Below are 18,790 nucleotides of genomic sequence, written 5' to 3' on the forward strand. Positions count from 1 at the left end.
TTGGGCAAAAGACCATGAGCGAAGTGCGCGTCATCTTTCCTGAAGAAAACTGGGTTCTCGTTGATTTCCGTCAGGACGACATGCCCGGCGTGGCGATGGTCAATCGTGGGCTGAAGAAGCTCGAACCGAAGAAGGTGTTTCAGTGGCACTTCTCGATCATGATCCAGCTGTCCGACATCGTTGAGAACGGCATGCCATCGCAGGCGGAACGCGATGTTGTAGATCCGTTCGGTGACATGCTGGATGAGCGCATCAAGGGCGAAGAGAAGAAGCCGAATGCACTGTTTCTTGCGCGGATCACTTGGAACTCCACTCGAGAGTTGATTTGGCGGGTCTATGATCCGGAGCCGGTCGATGCCTTTTTGAAGGAGATTATCGCCGCGAAGTCACATCCTCGAGAATTCGACTATCGCATCGACCCAGACCCTGAATGGAAGCTCGCTGAGTGGCATCTTACAGCCGGCAAAGAAGAGGCCCAACCAAGCGGCACAGACAACTCCGGGGCTTCGCCCCTTCGTGTCTGACCTTTAACGTTCGGCAAAGACCAATGAGCGAGTCAGCTTCCACCGCCGGAAAAGAAGAGCCGACCTTTATGGCGGTCTCGCGCAAGAACCCGGATATGCGGTCTGCGCACGCTAAGGCGGCAGCGACCATCCCTCGCTTCATCGAGCATACGCGCAGCGATGTTGCAGGCTTCCGCAGTGCGAAGCTTCGGTTTCGCGACCCCGATGAGTCGGAGCGGTTGGGAGAGGATCGGTTTCTCTTCCTGTGGCTCACGGGAGTCCGCTATCACGCCGAAGAGAAGATCTTTTCAGGCACGTTCTTTGAGGTCCCGAGTGAGTTTCAGAAGTGGCACAAAGTCGGAGATAGGCTGGGTTTCGATCCGGAAGATATTTTCGATTGGATGATGCTGACCGAAGACGGCCGATTGTTCGGAGGATATACCCTCCGGGTGAGCCGTGCTTTGTTGCCCGAAGATAAGCGCTCCGATTACGATAAGCATATCGGTGTCCGCGTTTATGAAGAAGAAGCCTAACCAGGTGCCCGAGCCAACGTCCGGGCTGGCGCCCGGCCGTGGCTCATCGTAGACGATCGGCAGAAGAAAGATGAGCTCACCATCTAAAAAATACGCGACGGTCCTGTCCATCATCGCCGCTGCATTGGTGATCGTCGGATTGGTTGGATTGCTTTTTCCCCTCCGCGACGGTCCTGCATTCTGGCTATTCACCTATCTCCCCTACGCTGCGTCGGCTGCGCTGCTGCTGACGATTCCGGTGTCTTTGATTTGGATGATCTTTGCCGCCACGAAGAAGAAGTGGGGTGTTGTGGGTCATCTAGCGGTCGCTACGATAGCGCCGCTTTTGGGATTCGCCGGTGCGATTGCCGCCACGTGGCGAATCGCAAGAGAGCTGTTTCCCGCATGACGGAAGAGCCGATCCAGCCACCACAGACAACGACCGGGAGCTCCGCTCCCGATCGTGTCTGAGTTCAATCGTTGGGCATAAGAATCATGAAGCGCATGAAGCGACCTGACCCAAATCCCGTGAAGGTTACTGAGCTAGGCGTGACGCCACCCATTCCTGAGAAAGAAAAGCCGCATCGGTTCTGGATTGGTGTGATCATTGGCGTTCTTGGTGTTATCGTTGGAGTCGCTGGATGGCTTTTTCCGCGCGCCCCATCCGCTCATAAAGATGGTAGTGATGTTTCAGCATCGCAGCCCCGAGCAGAAGCAAAGCCACACCCATGAGTGTAAGCGGAAGAAAAGAAGAGCCCAACAAGCCATCACAGCCAATGCGGGCGCTCCGTCCTTTTTCTATCATGTTTTCTGAGTTCATAGTTTGTCCTCTTCCGGCCCGCATGGCTGACTGGTGACGTTCGGCAAAGATGTCCTGGCGTAAGCAAGAACTAGCTCGTTTCTCGACTTCGCTGTCGTGGCTGCCCGAGGACAAAGCGCAGCGCACGTTTGCCCGCGCGAACGCGACAACGTCACGCGGGCGTTATGGGTTGAACGAAAGCGTTTGGGACATTCGTGAGCGCTGGGATGTTGAGAAGATCGGAGCCAGTGCGACCCGCGCGAAGCTTGCGAGCTACGCGCGCGACGAAGAGTTTTTTCTGTGCTTCGGTAGCCACGATGTTTGTCGAATCTCGCGCATCGCCTTTCTTGACCATTGGCAGGACATGTTTGCGCCGAGTCGTGATGATGTCGTCGTCATGCCGGATTCAGAAGAGTGGTGTCTCTTTTATTGCCACGAAGACGAGTTCGAAGCTGGTCGAAAAAAAGCGCCGAACCAGACGTCAGAGCCAACGCGCGAGACGGGGCCGTAATTCGTATGTGCCTCCTCCGCTCACCATCACCAGTTGCTCGAAAGAGTTCACCGCACGCTCGCCCGCGCGCGGCTCACCTCTAACGTTCGGCGAAGAACACACGATGACTAGACTTCTCAGAGTTGCCCTCGCAGCCGCAACCGTGGGCGCTTGGTGTGTGTTCCTGTATCTTGATGCGCTGTGGAGTGAGTGCCTTCAAAGGGCAGCGGAAGACGGAAGGAAAGTTTATGGAGAGATGTATGGTCCCCTGTCTTTCTTCCGTCCCATTTCCATGTGGGCGGCTGTCACGCTCTCGACTGTTACAGCTGTGTGGCTCGCTTTGAAGAAGGAGCTCAACGAAGCACCCGAGATAACGCGGGCGAAGTGAACATTGCTCGCAATGGCGGGCCTCCAGACCGGCTCGCCCTTCGCTCCGTGCTGCCGCGCTCCGTGCGCGAGCCTCGCCAAGAGCGATGACGGAACGCGTGTAGCCGACGCCCTTTGGGGCGGGATAATTCAGCGATGCGCGAGCTCGCGTGTAAGCGTCCGGTCGGCGTCCTCCTAGGCGTGGATGATTGAGCGCGGTAAAGTGGCGGGATGGGAACGATTGTGGCGGAGGTGATAGATGCGGGAGATCGCGATTCGCGCGGGCGGCGTCGGATGTCGGTGGCGCAGCGCGCCGACTACGTGCGGGCGTATCGCGAGAGCGGCTTGAACCAGATGGCGTTCGCGAAGCGCGAGGGGCTGCGCTACTCGACGTTTGCGCACTGGGTGCAGAAGGCCGCGAAGGGAGAGCTGCGCGTGTCGGCAATGTCGTCACCCCGCGAGGGCGCGATGCAGTTTGCGCAGGTGCAGTTGCCGGCACCAGCAGCGCCGGCGCCGCCAGCCTCGAAGTGCGCTTATCCGACGGCGTGGTCGTGCGCGGCGACGATGTGCAGAAGCTCGCCGTGCTGGTGCGGGCGTTGCGGAGCTGACGCGATGCTCGCCTTCCCTGCGGCGGTGCGGATCTACGTGGCGGTGCAGCCGGTGGACATGCGCAAGCAGTTTAACGGTCTGTGGAGCGCAGTCGCGGAGCAACTCGGCGAGGATCCGCGCAGTGGCGCGGTCTTCTGCTTCATCAACCAGTCGCGCACTCGACTGAAGATGCTCTATTGGGACGGCACCGGCGTGTGGGTGTTGGCGAAGCGACTGGAGAAAGGACGCTTCTCGTGGCCGACGCCGAGTGAAGCGCGCCAGAAACTCTCGCTGGCACCGGAGGCGCTGGCGTTGCTGGTCGGTGGTGTGGAGTTGAAGCAGGGTTCGCTCAAGGCGTGGTATGAGCGCTGAGCGAAAATAATATACCGCGCGCGGAACTTTTGGTGCGCGCTCTGCTCTTATCGCGCCGACGTGAGTGCGGCCGCGATCAACCCCGAAGAAATCCAGTTCCTGCGCGAGGAGAACGCGGTGTTGCGGGCGCAGATCGAGTGGTTGAAGAAGCAGCTCTTCGGTGCGGGCAAGAGCGAGAAGCTCGATCGGGCGCAGCTGCTGTTGAAGTTGGCCGAGCTGGAAAAGCTCACGGCCGCGGCGGAGGCGCCGACGCAGACGATCACCTATGAGCGCGCGAGTGCGCCGCGGGAAAAGCGCCCGCTCGCCGCGGAAACCTTCGCGAAGTTGCCGGTGAAGGAGACGATCGAGATCGTGCCGGAGCCGGTGCGCGCGGAGCCCGAGCGATACGAGCGCATTGGCGAGGAGCGGACCTTCGAGGTCGATGTGGTGCCGCCGCAGCTCTTCAAACGTGAGATCGTGCGGCCGAAGTTTAAGCGCCGCGACGACCGCGAGCAGCCCCCGGTGATCGCGCCCGCTCCCGCGCGTCCCGTGCAGGGCGGCTACGCGTCGGCGGGGCTGCTCGCCTGGATCGCGCTCAGCAAATACGTCGATCACGCACCGCTGTATCGCTTGGAGCAGATGTCGGCGCGCTGGGGCGCGTCGATCTCGCGACAGACGATGGCCGATTGGATCGCGATCACCGCGCAGTGGCTGGAGCCGATTTATCGGCGGATGCAAACCGAGTTGCTCGGCGGTGGTTACGTCCAGGCCGACGAGACCCCGGTGCGATGCAACGACCCGGATGAAAAACGCGGAGGGACAACTCAAGGTTGGCTGTGGGTGATCAGCCGCCCCGGCGGTGATGTCGTCTTCGATTGGCGGCTGTCGCGCCGACACGGCGAACTCACGTCCCTGCTCGGCGACTACCGCGGACTGCTTCAGTCCGATGCGTATGCTGCGTATCCGTCGTTTGCTCGCGAGCGCGAAGGCGTCGTGTGGCTGGGTTGCTGGGCGCACGCGCGGCGTTACTGGGTCGAGGCGTTGCCGGAATCGCCGAAGGCGGTGAACTTGATGCTACGCTTGATCGGCGAACTTTACCTGCGTGAACGCGAATGGGACGCTGCGAATGTCGGCACGGCGCGGGCCGCGCTGCGCCAGGAGCACTTTGCTCGACCCCTGCGTTGGCTGCGGCGACTCGCGATCGGCCTGCGCACGCGCCATCTGCCGCGCTCGCTCATCGGCAAGGCCTGCACGTATCTGCTCGATAACTGGGAACCGCTCACCGCGCATCTGCGCCACAGCGAGAGTCGCCTCGACAATAACCTCGTCGAAAACGCCATCCGCCCCTCGGCCATCGGAAAGAAGAACTGGCTCTTCATCGGCCATCCCGACGCCGGTCAGCGCTCCGCCATCATCTACTCGATCGTCGTCTCCTGTCAGCGCCACGGAAAGGATCCGCTCGCTTACCTCCGCGACGTGCTCACGCGCCTGCCGCAGATGACCAACCAAGACGATATCGCAGCTCTCACTCCCGCTCGTTGGTCTGCCTCGTAATGGTGGCTACTACGAGAACGACTCGTAGGCAGTAGTCATCATCCTCAACAGAGTCTCTGTCAGATTAGTGGCTACTACGAGTCGTCAATGAGGACGCCCGTCGGACGCATACGCTCGCGTCGCTGACCGCACCGTCCGATCACACGTCCACGATGGCGATGCCGTGGGCTGCGAGCTTCAGGGTGCGCGTGGCGCGCGCGTTGGCGAGGGCCACGGTCGTCGACTGCGGTTCACCGGCGTTGTTGATCACGACGAGCTTCTTCACCGCCGGGAAGTAGCTGGCCTCGGTCTTCACGTTGTCCGCGTGCCAGACGCTCCACGCGGCGTCCTGCGACGCGGCCCAGTAGAGCGCGCGGTGCAGCAGTCGCGTGTTCTCAAAGTTGAACTTGAACCCGCTCAGGTAAACCGCGCGGCCGCGCCCGAAGGCGTGCGTGGCGAGACGCGGCGTGCCGTCGCGCTCGGCGAGCACGGTCGTGTCGCCGTTGAAGACGTAGATGCCGTCCACGTCCTTGCCGAGGTCGAGCGGCGTGGTGATGTCCGCCGTGATGAAGTGCGCAGCGACTGGCGCGGCGGGCGGAGCGAACTTGAACTTGCCGTTGGCGACGCGGTCGCCGGTGTCGCGGTCGAGGCCGAAGACGCGCGCGAGCTTGAAGCACTGGCCGGGACGCGGGCGCGCCGACGGCTCGCCGATGCCGATGACGCCGCCGCCCTTTTGCGCGAACTCCGTGAGGATCGTCTCGACGCGCGGGTCGTCCCAATAATGCCCGCCGCTCCATGCCGAGCCGGCGCGGCCGCAGTTGATCACGGCTTTCACGCCGCGCGGCACGCCGTTTTTCACCAAGTCGTCGAAGCTGATGAACTGCGCGTCGAGCGCGAGGCCGGCGAGGGATTCGAGCACGTCGTAGAGCGCGACGCCCGGCGTGAAGTGCCCCGAGCAGGTCCACGCGCGCAGGTCGCCCCACGCGGTGAGCACGGCGACCTTGAACGGTGCGACCCACGGGCGGCCGCCGGCGTGGAAGGATTTCAGGAGGCGGAACTCGCGCGCGAGTCCCTCGATGTAGTCCTGAAAATCCGGGAACGGCTCGACGAGCGAGAGGTAGCCGCCGAGGCCGATGCGATCGATGGGCGCGCGCACGAGACCGCGGCGCGCATCGATCCAGAAATTCTTCGCGTCGAGCGTGGGGTTGCCGCCGGCCTTGAAGGTCGGTTCGCCCTTCAAGCCCGTGGGGAACAGATACGGGTGCAGACGGAGCTCGCGGGTCTTCGCGCCGGTGGAGTGCGCACAGAGGCGCACCTCGAACGCGTTGAACACGCACTTGATCAGGCCGTCGAAGCCGAACTCCTTGAAACGCGGGCTGCTCGGCTCCACGCCAACCCAGTGGTCGTCGTAGAACACGTAGGCGAGTTTCTCGTAGCGGTGCACGAGATCGATGCACTTGCGGCCAAACTCGATCACGAAGTCGTGCACGAAATCCATGTAGTCGCGGTAGCGGCGCGACGGGGCGTTGTGCGTCGAGTTGTAGAGGCCGCCGTTGACGAAATCCTCCGACGTGAGCCGGTAGCCGAATTTCTTCTCGAAGAGCGTGAGCGCGCGCGGGCTGACGGTCATGGCGTAGTCGCCCCAATCGGAATAGATGTCCCGGAGCTTCGCGTGATCCGCGCCCCAGAACCACGAGAAGTTGTAGAACATCGACGTGAAGCGCACGACCTTGGTGTCCGCGTGGTCGCGCAGCCATTTCTCGAGAAACTCGAGCAACACCTGCTGCGTCTCGGGCTGCATCGGATCGACGGCGGCGAGATGCTCGCGGTCACCCCAGTTGTTCGTGAGGTGATTATACATCGAGATCTCCTCCCAAGTGCGGAAGGCGAGGAAGTTCACCGTGTATTGGTGGCCGGGCATGGTGCCCTCGATGGTGACGGTGCCTTTCTTCGCGTTGAAAGACCACTTGGTCTTCGCGACTTCCTTGCCGGTCGTGCGGTCGAAGACCTGCCACCAGCGCTTCGGGCTGTCGCCGAAGTTCACCACGAACTGCTCGGTGTAGTAACCCGCCAGCAGCGTGATCGTCGTGCGCGCCTTCGCGGCGACGACGGGGAAGCTCATGAGGAAATTCTGCTGGAGCTTGTCGCGATGCACGCGCGCCCAGGGCTGCACCGAGCGCACGAGGCAGACGGTCGAGTAGATCGCGTAGCCGGATTGCACGATCTCGGGCGAGAGCTGCGTGCCGTCGGAGTCGCGGATGGTGTCGGCGCCCCATTTCTTGGCGAGGCGCAGCGTGAGCTGCTCGTAACCGGCTTCGCCGGGCAGCGTGAAATCACCGTGGGAGAGATCGGGAGGATTGGTCATCGAGGAGAGATTTCAGAAGGAGAAACCACGAATGAACACAAATGGACACCAATACGGCGAGCGCCAGTGAGGGCATTCGTGTCCATTCGTGTTCATTCGTGGTTAAGAAGGATCGAGTGCTCGGCTCAGAACCGCACCGCGCGCCACTCGTAGCGGCCGAGCTTCAGCGCGCCGGCGGCGAGCGCGGCGCCGCTGACGGCGTCGGTCGCGGCGGCGGGCAACTGCACTTCGCCGCCCGCGCCATCCATGTTCACGGCGATCCACAGCGTGTGCCCGTCCGTCGTGCGGCGCGGACACACAATCGTGCCAGGCGTGGCCGTGTAGCGCTGGCGGACGTCCGCGCGCGCCGCGGCGTGCGCGACGAGGCGCGCGAGCAGCGCCTGGCCGGCGTCGCCCTGCGGCTGCGCCGCGAGCACGATGATCGCGCCCTTGCCGAGGGGACGTTCCGTGGCGAACGCGAGACCCGGCTCCACGCGATCGGTGAGCAGCGTGCCGAGGATCTTCGTCTCCGGCGCGGCGGGACGAAGGGCGTTGCACCAACCGGCAAGTGACGCGGTTACGCCTTCGCTCTCGGCCTTGGCATCGATGCCGTTCACGGGAAACGAATACACGACCTCCACCCCCGCGAGCTTTTCGAGCGCGCCGAGCGCGGCGTCGGTCGGCACGGTGTGCTCGGCGGTGCGTCCGCCGGAGAGCGGGCCGCAAATCCACACGCCGCCGTCGCGGACGAACTTCTCCGCTTTGGCCAGCAACTCGGCGCTGAGGTGCGGCACCATCGGGGTGACGAGCAGTTTCAAGCCGTCGAGCGAGGCGCCCTCGAAGCGGATGTCGCGCGGCACGCCCGCATCGAGCAGCAGTGAGTGCCATTCGCCGATCGCCTTCTGATAATCGACCGTGTGCGCGCGACTCGAACCGAGCGGCTCGGTCTGCCACATGGCGCGAGCGAGATCGGACCACGTCACCGCGGCCTCGACCGGCAGCGGCTGGCTCGCCGCGATGAGCGGCTCGAGTTGCCGGCGCGCGGCCTCGACGCGCTCCACCTGCGCGTAGCCGAGCGTGGGCTTGCCCCAGGCGCTGAGCAGCGCGCTGTGCGGGAGTTCGCACCCGGTGCGTTGCTGGCGCCAGAGCCAGTAGCAGAACGCCTCCCCGCCGAGCGCGTAGTCGGCGACCGCCTCCGCCACGAGGAAGCCCGGCGGGTGCGCCGGCTCGTGGTTGCTCAGCCAGCCATTGTGCGTGGCGCTGGTTTCCATCACCCAGAACGCCCTGCCGGGTTTCGCCGCGCGAAAGAGATCGTAGTGCACGATGAGATTCCGCCAGTCCTTGCTCGACGGATAATCATCGAACGCCGCGAAATCCAACGGCGCGTGCAGGCTCTCGAGCCCGACACTGAACCAGCGCATCGTGTTGTGCGTAATCGGGGCGGCGGAATGTTTGCGGATTTCCGCGCATTGCTCGGCGACGAAATCCGCCGTGCGCTCACGATTGAACATCCGGTAAGCCGTGCTGAGCGAGGCGTTGTGGAGGAATGGCGTGCGCAGCGGCGCGGGCACCTGATCGAAGCGCTGATAACGCTGGCTCCAAATCTCCGTGCCCCACGCGGCGTTGAGCGCGTCGATGGTGCCGTAACGTTTTTCCAGCCAGCGCTGCCAGTTCGCGATGGCGGACGGGTTGAAATCCTCGCCGACGTGGCACTTCAGCTCGTTGTCGATTTGCCACGCGATGACGGCCGGGTGCCGCCCGAGCGCCGCCGCCTCGGCCGCAACGATGCGCAGACACGCCGCGCGGACCTCGGGGTTTTCATACGACATGTGCTGCCGCGCGCCGTGGATCATCACGCGGCCCTCGCCGTCGACGAACGCGCGCTCCGGGTGGCCGTGGCTCAGCCAGACCGGCGGCGTCGCCGTGGGAGTGCAGAGCACGACATCGATGCCCGCCGCGTGCAGTTGGTCGAACACGCGCTGGAAAAAACTGAAATCCACCTTGCCCTCGTCCGGCTCCATGCGCGCCCAGGCGAATTCGCCGACGCGCACGACGTTGATGCCGAGTTTCTTCATCTCGGCGATGTCGCGCGGCACTTCCGCCTCGGGCCACAACTCCGGATAATACGCGGCGCCGTGGTAGAGTTTCGTCCCCTGCCCGACTGCCGCGCGCAAACCCAGCGGCAGCAAACCAGTCACGACCGCGGCAATGGTAACAACGAGACGAAGGCGGATTTTCATGGGGAGGGGTGAGCGAATGAGCCAATAGCACCACCGACCGCCGGCAAAGCCAGTCGCATTCGGATAGTCCGGCGCCCTATTCTGCCGCGGCCAGGAAGAGCGCCCGAACCGCCTCCGCTGTGACCTCCACCGTCGGCGCGAACGCCTCACTCGCCGCATACGCCAGCAAGCTCGCGCGCCACTGTCGCGCCACTGGGTCGCTGGCCAAGTCTGCCGTCAAATCGACGCTGCTCACCAGCAAGCGGCCCGCGCCCACGCGCGCCTCGAATGCCAGCGCCAGCCGTCGACACGTATACCAATCGTCGATCACTTCGACTAGCGGCCGCAGTTCGCGCGGCAGCGCATCCACGATCAACGCGTCGGCCCGCCGCAACAGATGCCACCATTGCCAATCGCTGTGCGCCTCGGTCGGAAACTCCGCCAGCGCCGCGTGCCGCGGGTCGCACACCAATCCGAGCGTGTGCGGCGCCTGCCGCCGCGTGCACCACGTGTTCCAGAAGATCGGCGTGAAACCCAACTCGACGCGACCGCGCACATCGCCGCGCGCGCGACCGCGGCCGCCGGACAGCACGACGCGTCCGCCGCCGCGCAACATCTCTTCGGCGTGCGCGTCGAGCGTGCGCGTCACAAGCACGCCGGGCGGCACCGGCGCGGGTTCGGTGGCTGGATAGACCCACACGTTCCAGTCGTTCTCGATCGCCGTGCCAGCGAGACCGGCCACGAGCCGCAACCGCTGCGCGCGCAGCGCCTCGCCGAGCGGCGCGCGGATTTTTCCGAGCGCGAAAGGCGCGCCGAGCGGCACGGCGCACGACACAAATTCACCCTGCGCGATCACGCGGCCCGCCGCATCTTCCATGCGCCAGCGCGCGACGGCACTGGTCAGCGAGCTCGCGCCGAAGTGCGCGACTTCGAGATCGGCTTCGAGCGTATCGCCCGCGGTGAACACCCGGCATGGCAACCGCGCCAGCAGCACCGTCGGCGCGCAAAAGCGCCGGAACTCCACCGCACTCGCATAGCCCTTCGTCCGCCAGAACGGATCGAGCACGCCGACCGGCGCGTGCCCCTGACCCGTGAAATCCTGCAGGCCGAGCAACTGAAAACCCGCGAGCCCGGGCGTGCGCAGCTGCGCCTCGATCTCCTCCTTGTAGCACGCGAGCTGCAATCGCCCCGAAGCACGTGCAAACTCCGCTGCGCGCTCCGATAATCCGCGCTCGTGCAGACGCACCGCAAGGATTTCGAGACTGCCCGGCCGCAGTGGACCGTTGTAATCCGCCGCCGCCGGATCGGGAAACGCGCACCATTGCCCAATCTCGTGACTGATGACCGGCGCATCGCGGCGCTCCACGCTCGCGCGGTAATCCGCGGTCGTCGCGGGCGGCGTGGCGTTAAGGCGACTCGCGAGTCCGTCGCCCCACTGGTGCGCGCGCGGCTCGGGCAGCACGTGAAAATCGTTTTCCGCCAGCTCCGGCCAGCCCGCCGTCCCAGTGTAGAGCCGCCGCGAGTCGAGCGCGCGCATCGCCTCGACCCAGCGCGCGAGATACTCGCGATGCTGCGGCCCGCCCGGCTCGTTGCCCGCGGCGAACAGCACGAAGCACGGATGGTTGCCGTAGACCCGGAGAATGCGCTCGCCCTCCGCGAGCGTCCACGCATCGACGGACGCGCCGTCGCCGATGCCGCGCGGCGAGTTGGCGGCGAGCACGGCGACCGCATTCGGCCAGGTGCCAGCCTCGATTTGGAAATACATTCCGAGTTCATCGCCCGCCACAAACGCGGCCTCGGGCGGACACCACGAGTGGAACCGCACGTGATTCAGCCCGTGCTCACGGATCGCGCCGAGGATGCGGCGCCACTCAGCAACGTCAGTCGACGGATACCCTGTGAGTGGAAATTGCGCGCAGTCCAACGCCCCACGTAAGAAAAGCGGTCGACCGTTGAGCAACAGCTGGCGTCCTTCGCGCCGAATCTCGCGCAACCCGAAGCGCACCGCGCGCGCCTCGCCGTTCGGCAGCCGCGCCGTGAGCGTGTGCAGGGCAGGCGTGAACTCGCCCCAGAGCGGCGCGTCGGGGCCGAGCGCGAGCGTGGCCGCGAATCCGCCATCATCCGCCACGGGCGCGGTCGCGGCGGCGGCACCGCAGTCCAGCAGAACGGTCGCCGGTAACGGCGAAGCCGCCGCCACAGCCACTCGCCCGCTCACACGCACGCTGCGCGCGGCGACATCCGGATAAACCTGCAAGTCGTCGATCCATGCCGCGGCGCTCGCGCGCAGCTCGATGGTGCCGACGACGCCGTTCCAGTTGCCCTGCGTGTGGTCGCTGACGCTGTGCGCGTTTTCACCCACGTCGACGATCATCCGGTTGTCGATCCGCAGCGTGAGCCGGTGACGGCCGGCAGCGGCGAAGACCCCGACCTCGTAGTCGTGCGGCGTGGCGAGGCTGTCGCGCGTGCCGAGCTCGCGTTCGCCGAGCCAGGCGCGCGTCTGCCAGTGTGGGCGCTCCAGCGAGAGCATGATGCGCTGCCCGACCCACTCGACCGGGATGTCGATTTCGCGCTGATACCACGCCGTGCCGACGTAGACGCGCTCCGGCGTCAGCCAGAACGGCAGGCGCACCGGCGCGGGCGGGCGGAATGCCGCATACTCCGATGCCGTGAAATAGCTGCGGTCGAAAATCGTGCCCGTCCACGGCGAGTCGGGCTCGGCCGCATCGCCGTATCCTTGCGCCGCAAGCGCACCCGGCAGCTGGACGACCGTGTCGCTCGCGAGAGGACCGGCAAACCAGCGCGCGCCCACGCCGGTGTCGGCGCGATCAAGCGCGAGTTGCCAGTCACCGTGCAGCGGGAGCGAGGACATGTGAGGGAGCCGGTCGCACCATGCCCCGCCCCGCTGGCGCGCGAAAGGCGAAACCGCCGGGAGTTTTGCAGGACTGTCCGGCACGCGTCGCGTCGCCCTGCGCCGGCGAGCCGGTTGAATTTGTCTTGCCCGCCCCCCTCATGAGAGGGATTCCGCCGCCGTTGCCATCGCGGTCGCTCCGCTCTTCGCTTGCCCTGCTTTCCCCATGATTTCCCGCTGCTGGTTCCACCTCGCCGCACTCGCGCTGGCCGTCGGCGCTTTCGCCGCGCCGACTCCCGATCAATTCATCGATCCGCGCCCGTCGGCGGCGATCTATCACGACGGCTGGATCGACCTGAACAAAAACGGCGTGAAAGACCCCTACGAGGACGGCGCCGCGCCGCTCGAGACGCGCGTCGCCGATCTGCTCGCGCGCATGACGCTCGAGGAGAAAACCGCACAGATGGTCACGCTCTACGGTTACCCGCGCGTATTGAAGGACGAGTTGCCGACGCCAGCCTGGGCGCAGGAACTGTGGAAGGATGGCATCGGCAACATCGACGAGCAGTCGAACGGCAACCTCGGTTGGAAAAGCGATCTCGCGAATCCGAAATACGATCTCCCCTGGGGCAACCACACGCGGCAGCTGAATGAGATTCAACGCTGGTTCATCGAGCAAACCCGCCTCGGCGTGCCGGTCGACTTCACCAACGAGGGCATCCGCGGCCTGCTGCACGCCAAGGCGACGAGCTTTCCCTCGCAACTCGGCGTCGCCGCGGCGTTCAACCCGGAACTCGTGCGCGAGATCGGCCGCATCACCGGCCGCGAGGCGCACGCGCTCGGCTACAGCAACATCTACTCGCCCATCCTCGACCTCGCACGCGACCCACGCTGGGGCCGCACGACCGAGACCTACGGCGAGGAGCCGTTCCTGGTCTCGACGCTCGGCGTCGAACAGGTCCGCGGCATCCAGGAGGCGTGTGTCGCGTCGACCCTGAAGCACTTCGCCGTCTACTCCATCCCGAAGGGCGGACGCGACGGCCATGTGCGCACCGATCCGGCCGCGACCTGGCGCGACGTGCAGGAGATTTATCTGGAGCCGTTCCGCCGCGCCGTGCGCGAGGGCGGCGCGATGGGCGTGATGGCTTCCTACAACGACTACGAAGGCGTGCCGGTCGAGGCATCGAAAAAATTCCTTACCGACATCCTGCGCACCGAGTGGGGCTTCAAGGGCTACGTCGTCTCCGACAGCGACGCCGTAGAGTTCATCCACACCAAACACCGCACCGCCGCCACCTACGGCGACGCCGTGCGGCAGGCCGTCGAGGCCGGCCTGAACGTGCGCACGACCTTCACGCCGCCGCAGGTGTTCGTGACGCCGCTGCGCGAGCAGATTCGCGCCGGCAAACTCGCGATGTCCGTCGTCGACGAGCGCGTGCGCGAAATCCTGCGCGTGAAGTTCCGCCTCGGGCTCTTCGACGCGCCGTATCGCGACCCGGCCGTCGCACAGCAGACCGTGCGCGCGCCCGCCCACCTCGCCGCCGCCCACCTCGCCGCCCGCCAATCGATCGTATTGCTCAAAAACGACGGCGCCGCGCTGCCGCTCGACGCGAAGAAATTGAAAAAGGTCCTCGTCGCCGGGCCGCTCGCCGACGATCCGCACGGCTGGTGGTCGCGCTACGCGCCGCAGCAACTCGACTTCGTCACGCCGCTCGCCGGCCTGCGCGCCAAGCTCGGCGCGAGCGTCGAGGTGCGTTACGTGAAGGGCGTCGCGACCAAGGACGCGGCGTTTCCCGAGAGCGATCTGTTCAAGGAACCCGCCCCGGCCGACGTGCGCGCCGGCATCGCGGAGGCGGTCGCCGCGGCCGCAGACGTCGACGTGATCGTCGCGGTGCTCGGCGAGACCGACGACATCAGTCGCGAATCGGCGAGCCGTGTCAGCCTCGACTTGCCAGGTTACCAAGAGGAGCTCCTCCGCGCGCTCCACGCCACCGGCAAGCCCGTCGTGCTCGTCCTCAGCAACGGCCGTCCGCTCAGCGTCAACTGGGCCGCGAAGCACGTGCCCGCGATCGTCGAGCTATGGTTCCCCGGCGAGGAAGCCGGTGCCGCGCTCGCCGATGTCTTGCTCGGCGACGTGAACCCGAGCGGCCATCTGCCGATCACCTTCCCGCGCAGCGCGGGCCAGGTGCCGTTCAACTTCCCCGCCCGACCCGGCGCGCAGGCCCGCGACGACGGCCAAGTCGCCGGCGCGCTGTTTCCCTTCGGCCACGGCCTGAGCTACACGACGTTCCGCTACGCCAATCTCCGCGTGACACCGGAGCGACTCGGCACCGACGACACCGTGACCGTCACGTGCGACGTCACCAACTCCGGTGCGCGCGCCGGTGACGAGATCGTGCAGCTTTATCTGCGCGACGACTACAGCTCGGTCACGACGTGGGACAAGGCGCTGCGCGGCTTCGCCCGCGTGTCGCTCGCGCCCGGCGAAACGAAGCCCGTGCGCTTCACGCTCGAGCGCCGGCACCTGCAGTTGCTCAACGCGCGCTACGAATGGGTCGTCGAGCCCGGCCGCTTCACCGTCATGGTCGGTTCGTCGTCGGAAGACGTCCGCCTGCGCGGCCAGTTCACCGTTACGGCTCCCGACGGTTCCGCGCCGGAGGAAGTGCCGCTGAAGGATCCCGCGTTGCCCCTGCAACCATGAGCCTCGCGCGCCGCCTGCTGCTGAGTCTCGCGTGCCTCGCCGGCTTCGTGCCCGCGCCGGCGGCCAGCACCGCAACAAACGACACGGCTGCGCCTGCGCCCTTGCCCGCGCACCCGCGCCTGCTCGCGCGCGAGGACGCCTGGCAAACGCTCAGGGCGCGTATCGCCGTCGAACCGGCGCTCGCGGACTTCAACGACGCGCTCATCGCGGAGGCGCGCGCCCGCGCCGCGTTGCCCACCGTGCAGCGCGTGATGATCGGACGCCGGCTGCTGCACGTCTCGCGCGAGCTGTTGCACCGCGTGCTGCTCTTCAGCTACGCCGCACGCGTGACCGGAGAAGACGCCTTCGTGCGCCGCGCCGAAAGCGAGATGCTGGCGGCGGCGCGCTTCCCTGACTGGAACCCGGAGCATTTCCTCGACGTGGGCGAAGCCACCGCCGCACTCGCCCTCGGCTACGATTGGTTGCACGCGCGTCTGGCGCCTGCGGCGCGCGATGAGATCCGCCGCGCGATCGTCGAGAAAGGGCTGCGGCCCGGACTCGATCCGCGGGACCGCCGCAATTCGTGGCAGCGGGCCGAGAACAACTGGAACCAGGTTTGCTTCGGCGGCCTCACGCTCGGCGCGCTCGCTGTCGCCGACGAGGCGCCGGACGAGGCACGACGCCTACTCGATCTCGCTCGCGCCGGCATCGTGCACGGCCTCAAGCCTTATGGGCCTGACGGCGTTTATCCCGAGGGGCCGTCCTACTGGGCTTACGGCACGAGTTATCAGGTGTTGATGCTCGCCGCGCTCGAATCCGCGCTCGGCACCGACTGGGGATTGAACGCGAGTCCGGGTTTTCTGGCCAGCGCAGCCGACTACCTGCAGCTCACGGGACCCAGCGGACATTCCTTCAACTTCTCCGACGGCGGCGAACGGCTGGACTTCGAGCCCGCGGTGTTCTGGTTCGCGCGCCGCACCGGCGACACAGGCCTGCTACACTTCGAAATGCAACGGTTGGCCGGTAAGCAGGGCCTCGCCGCCGCCGCGCGCGGCAATCGTTTTGCTCCCCTCGCCGCGCTCTGGTGGCCGGCGCTTCCCATCGCCGCACCGCACCTGCCGCTCGACTGGTCCGGGGACGGTCCGAATCCGGTGGTCGTTTTCCGCGAATCGTGGACCGCGCCGGGAGCCGCCTACCTCGCGGCCAAGGGCGGCTCCGCCGCGCTCAACCACGCACACATGGATGCGGGCTCATTCATCTACGAGGTCGACAGCGTGCGCTGGGCCATCGACCTCGGCATGCAGGATTACGAGTCGCTCGAGTCGAAGAAGATCGACCTCTGGAACCGCGCGCAAAACTCGCCGCGCTGGAGCGTCTACCGCCTCGCCAACGTCAGCCACAACACGCTCACGCTCGGCGGCGCACCGCATCGGGTCGCCGGCCGCGCGACCATCGAGCGCTTCGTCTCGGACGGCGCGCGTCGGGTCGCTGTGCTCGATCTCAGCCCGGTCTTCGCCGGGCAGGCGCAACGTGCGCGGCGCGGTTTCGCGCTGCAAGCCGACCGCGGTTTCATCGTGCGCGACGAAATCTCCGGACTCGCTCCCGCCAAGTCCGTCCGCTGGCAAATCGTCACCCGCGCCCAAGTCGAATTGCGCGGCGACACGGCGGTGCTGCGGCAAAACGGCCGCGCGCTCACGCTGCGCCTGCTCGACGCACCGGCTGGCGCGAAATTCGCCGCCGAACCCGCCCAGCCACCCGCCGACGGTTTCAATGCCCGCAATCCCGGCGTGACGCTCGTCCACCTCACATTCACGCCGCTCGGCTCGCCCGACGCTTCGGTCACCGTGCAGTTTTCGCCGGGCCCGCCCGCCGGGAATTCGCCGGCTGTCCGTCCGCTCGCGGACTGGTGAGCGCACGGGCCCTCTGCTGCGCCCGCGGCGCGCCCAGCGTCGAACGGTCAAGCTCCGGCGCGGTTGTGCCCGCTGTGTTTTCGGCCGACGCTGCCGCCCATGACACCCCGACCCCTGTTTGCGTGCGCGGCGCTCGCATTGGCGACCGCGTTTACCTCGGCGCGCGCGTCCGAAGCCACGCTTGTCCTTCGCGGCGATGAGCCTGGCCCGGCAATCAACCGGAACATCTACGGCCATTTCGCTGAGCATCTCGGCCACTGCATCTACGAAGGCATCTGGGTCGGACCCGATTCGCCGATCCCGAACACTAAAGGTTACCGCAACGACGTCCTCGCCGCGCTGCGCGAGCTGAAGGTCCCGGTGCTGCGCTGGCCGGGCGGCTGTTTCGCCGACGAGTATCACTGGAAGGACGGCATCGGCCCGCGCGAGTCGCGCCCGTCGATGTATAACTCGCATTGGGGCGGCGTGGTGGAGAACAACCATTTCGGCACGCACGAGTTTCTCGACCTTTGCGAGATGCTCGGCATCGAGCCCTACGTCTGCCTCAACGTCGGCAGCGGCACCGTGCAGGAGGCGATGGAGTGGGTCGAATACATGACCTCGCCCGCCAGTTCGCCCATGGCCAATCTCCGCCGCGCGCACGGCCGCGCGGAACCGTGGAAGGTGAAGTATCTCGCCATCGGCAACGAGAGCTGGGGCTGCGGCGGCAGCATGACGCCGGAGTTCTACGCCGACAATTTCCGCCGCTATAACACCTTCGTCAAAAACTACACCGACACGCGTCTCTACCGCGTCGCCTGCGGCCCCGATGGTTCCAATTACAACTGGACCGAAGTGCTCATGCAGAAAGCGGCGAAGAACATGAACGGCCTCGCCCTGCATCATTACACGCTGCCGACGGGCGACTGGAAAAAAAAGGGCTCCGCCACGGATTTCCCCGAAGCCGAATGGTTCTCCACCCTCCGCAACACGCTGCGCATGGACGAATTTGTCACGAAGCACACTGCGATCATGGACAAATACGACCCCGAGAAGAAAGTCGCGCTCGTCGTCGACGAATGGGGCACGTGGTATGACAAGACACCCGGCAGCAAGGACGGCTTCCTCGTCCAGCAAAACTCTCTGCGCGACGCGCTCGTCGCCGCGCTGAACTTCCACATCTTCCACCGTCACGCCGACCGCGTGACGATGGCCAACATCGCGCAAATGGTGAACGTGCTCCAAGCCGTCATCCTCACCGACGGCGCGAAGATGATCCTCACGCCGACCTACCACGCGTTCGAGATGTTCAAGGTCCACCAGGACGCCACCTCGCTGCGCGTCGACCTCGTGTCGCCCGATTACGTTTTCGGCGCGGAAAAGATCCCCGCCGTCAGTGCCTCCGCCTCGCGCGACGCCGCCGGCAAGGTCCATCTCTCGCTCGTGAACTGCGATCCGCAGAGCGCCGTCACCGTCACCTGCGCTCTTGCGGGCGTCGCGGCGAAGAGCGTCACCGGCCGCATCCTCACCGCCGACGCGATGGATGCGCATAACACGTTCGACGCGCCCGCCGTCGTGAAACCCGCCCCCTTCACCGGCGCGAAACTCGAAGGCGGCAAGCTCGTCGTCGCGCTGCCCGCGAAATCCGTCGTCGTGCTCGAACTCTGA

The 18,790-nt window shown here is 65.7% G+C and carries 13 protein-coding genes; 9 read left to right on the forward strand and 4 right to left on the reverse strand.

What is annotated here, in order from left to right:
* From KF715_21265 to KF715_21275, 3 genes are all read left to right on the forward strand, one after another.
* The coding region (locus KF715_21265) for a DUF695 domain-containing protein (GenBank protein MBX3739231.1) at positions 1-524 on the forward strand (524 nt) is incomplete at its 5' end.
* Between the two features lie 23 nt (positions 525-547).
* The gene (locus KF715_21270; protein ID MBX3739232.1) at positions 548-1,036 is read left to right on the forward strand and encodes a DUF2314 domain-containing protein; all 489 of its coding nucleotides are present in this window, start codon (positions 548-550) and stop codon (positions 1,034-1,036) included.
* A gap of 70 nt (positions 1,037-1,106) precedes the next feature.
* On the forward strand, positions 1,107-1,424 hold the full coding sequence (locus KF715_21275; GenBank protein MBX3739233.1) for a hypothetical protein: 318 nt from the start codon (positions 1,107-1,109) through the stop codon (positions 1,422-1,424).
* A 213-nt stretch (positions 1,425-1,637) separates the two neighbouring features.
* On the opposite strand, the gene KF715_21280 is transcribed toward KF715_21275, so the two are convergent.
* Positions 1,638-1,835 carry a hypothetical protein gene (locus tag KF715_21280; protein MBX3739234.1) on the reverse strand — a complete coding sequence of 66 codons (198 nt, stop codon included), beginning with the start codon at positions 1,833-1,835 and terminating at the stop codon, positions 1,638-1,640.
* A 49-nt stretch (positions 1,836-1,884) separates the two neighbouring features.
* Between KF715_21280 and KF715_21285 the strand changes: the two genes are divergently transcribed.
* The 3 genes from KF715_21285 (at position 1,885) to KF715_21295 (ending at position 5,163) form a co-directional block, all read left to right on the forward strand.
* Positions 1,885-2,325, forward strand: a complete 441-nt coding sequence (locus KF715_21285; protein ID MBX3739235.1) for a hypothetical protein — start codon at positions 1,885-1,887, stop codon at positions 2,323-2,325.
* Between the two features lie 576 nt (positions 2,326-2,901).
* Complete coding sequence (gene tnpB / locus KF715_21290; GenBank protein ID MBX3739236.1) at positions 2,902-3,630, forward strand: IS66 family insertion sequence element accessory protein TnpB; 729 nt, start codon at positions 2,902-2,904, stop codon at positions 3,628-3,630.
* Positions 3,631-3,690: 60 nt separating this feature from the next.
* Positions 3,691-5,163, forward strand: a complete 1,473-nt coding sequence (locus tag KF715_21295; protein MBX3739237.1) for an IS66 family transposase — start codon at positions 3,691-3,693, stop codon at positions 5,161-5,163.
* Between the two features lie 139 nt (positions 5,164-5,302).
* On the opposite strand, the gene gnpA is transcribed toward KF715_21295, so the two are convergent.
* The 3 genes from gnpA to KF715_21310 form a co-directional block, all read right to left on the reverse strand.
* Positions 5,303-7,507 carry a 1,3-beta-galactosyl-N-acetylhexosamine phosphorylase gene (gene gnpA, locus KF715_21300; protein MBX3739238.1) on the reverse strand — a complete coding sequence of 735 codons (2,205 nt, stop codon included), beginning with the start codon at positions 7,505-7,507 and terminating at the stop codon, positions 5,303-5,305.
* 125 nt (positions 7,508-7,632) lie between these two features.
* Positions 7,633-9,726 carry a beta-galactosidase gene (locus tag KF715_21305; protein MBX3739239.1) on the reverse strand — a complete coding sequence of 698 codons (2,094 nt, stop codon included), beginning with the start codon at positions 9,724-9,726 and terminating at the stop codon, positions 7,633-7,635.
* A gap of 76 nt (positions 9,727-9,802) precedes the next feature.
* On the reverse strand, positions 9,803-12,574 hold the full coding sequence (locus KF715_21310; GenBank protein MBX3739240.1) for a hypothetical protein: 2,772 nt from the start codon (positions 12,572-12,574) through the stop codon (positions 9,803-9,805).
* A gap of 205 nt (positions 12,575-12,779) precedes the next feature.
* On the opposite strand from KF715_21310, the gene KF715_21315 reads away from it, so the two are divergent.
* The 3 genes from KF715_21315 (at position 12,780) to KF715_21325 (ending at position 18,790) form a co-directional block, all read left to right on the forward strand.
* Positions 12,780-15,254: a glycoside hydrolase family 3 C-terminal domain-containing protein gene (locus tag KF715_21315; protein MBX3739241.1), complete on the forward strand. Its 2,475-nt coding sequence runs from the start codon at positions 12,780-12,782 to the stop codon at positions 15,252-15,254.
* The gene (locus KF715_21320) at positions 15,251-17,143 is read left to right on the forward strand and encodes a heparinase II/III family protein (GenBank protein ID MBX3739242.1); all 1,893 of its coding nucleotides are present in this window, start codon (positions 15,251-15,253) and stop codon (positions 17,141-17,143) included. The genes KF715_21315 and KF715_21320 overlap by 4 nt, the downstream gene beginning before the upstream one ends.
* Positions 17,144-17,242: 99 nt before the next feature.
* Entirely contained in the window at positions 17,243-18,790 is a 1,548-nt protein-coding gene (locus KF715_21325) for an alpha-N-arabinofuranosidase (GenBank protein ID MBX3739243.1), read from the forward strand.

Source organism: Candidatus Didemnitutus sp. (assembly GCA_019634575.1).
Lineage (GTDB): Bacteria > Verrucomicrobiota > Verrucomicrobiia > Opitutales > Opitutaceae > Didemnitutus.

Coding starts and splice junctions, on each gene's coding strand:
- KF715_21325 (MBX3739243.1), top strand. CDS start 17,243: ATGACACCCCGACCCCTGTTTGCGTGCGCGGCGCTCGCATTGGCGACC.
- KF715_21305 (MBX3739239.1), bottom strand. CDS start 9,726: ATGAAAATCCGCCTTCGTCTCGTTGTTACCATTGCCGCGGTCGTGACT.
- KF715_21280 (MBX3739234.1), bottom strand. CDS start 1,835: ATGAACTCAGAAAACATGATAGAAAAAGGACGGAGCGCCCGCATTGGC.
- KF715_21270 (MBX3739232.1), top strand. CDS start 548: ATGAGCGAGTCAGCTTCCACCGCCGGAAAAGAAGAGCCGACCTTTATG.
- KF715_21285 (MBX3739235.1), top strand. CDS start 1,885: ATGTCCTGGCGTAAGCAAGAACTAGCTCGTTTCTCGACTTCGCTGTCG.
- KF715_21310 (MBX3739240.1), bottom strand. CDS start 12,574: ATGTCCTCGCTCCCGCTGCACGGTGACTGGCAACTCGCGCTTGATCGC.
- tnpB (MBX3739236.1), top strand. CDS start 2,902: ATGGGAACGATTGTGGCGGAGGTGATAGATGCGGGAGATCGCGATTCG.
- KF715_21275 (MBX3739233.1), top strand. CDS start 1,107: ATGAGCTCACCATCTAAAAAATACGCGACGGTCCTGTCCATCATCGCC.
- KF715_21320 (MBX3739242.1), top strand. CDS start 15,251: ATGAGCCTCGCGCGCCGCCTGCTGCTGAGTCTCGCGTGCCTCGCCGGC.
- gnpA (MBX3739238.1), bottom strand. CDS start 7,507: ATGACCAATCCTCCCGATCTCTCCCACGGTGATTTCACGCTGCCCGGC.
- KF715_21315 (MBX3739241.1), top strand. CDS start 12,780: ATGATTTCCCGCTGCTGGTTCCACCTCGCCGCACTCGCGCTGGCCGTC.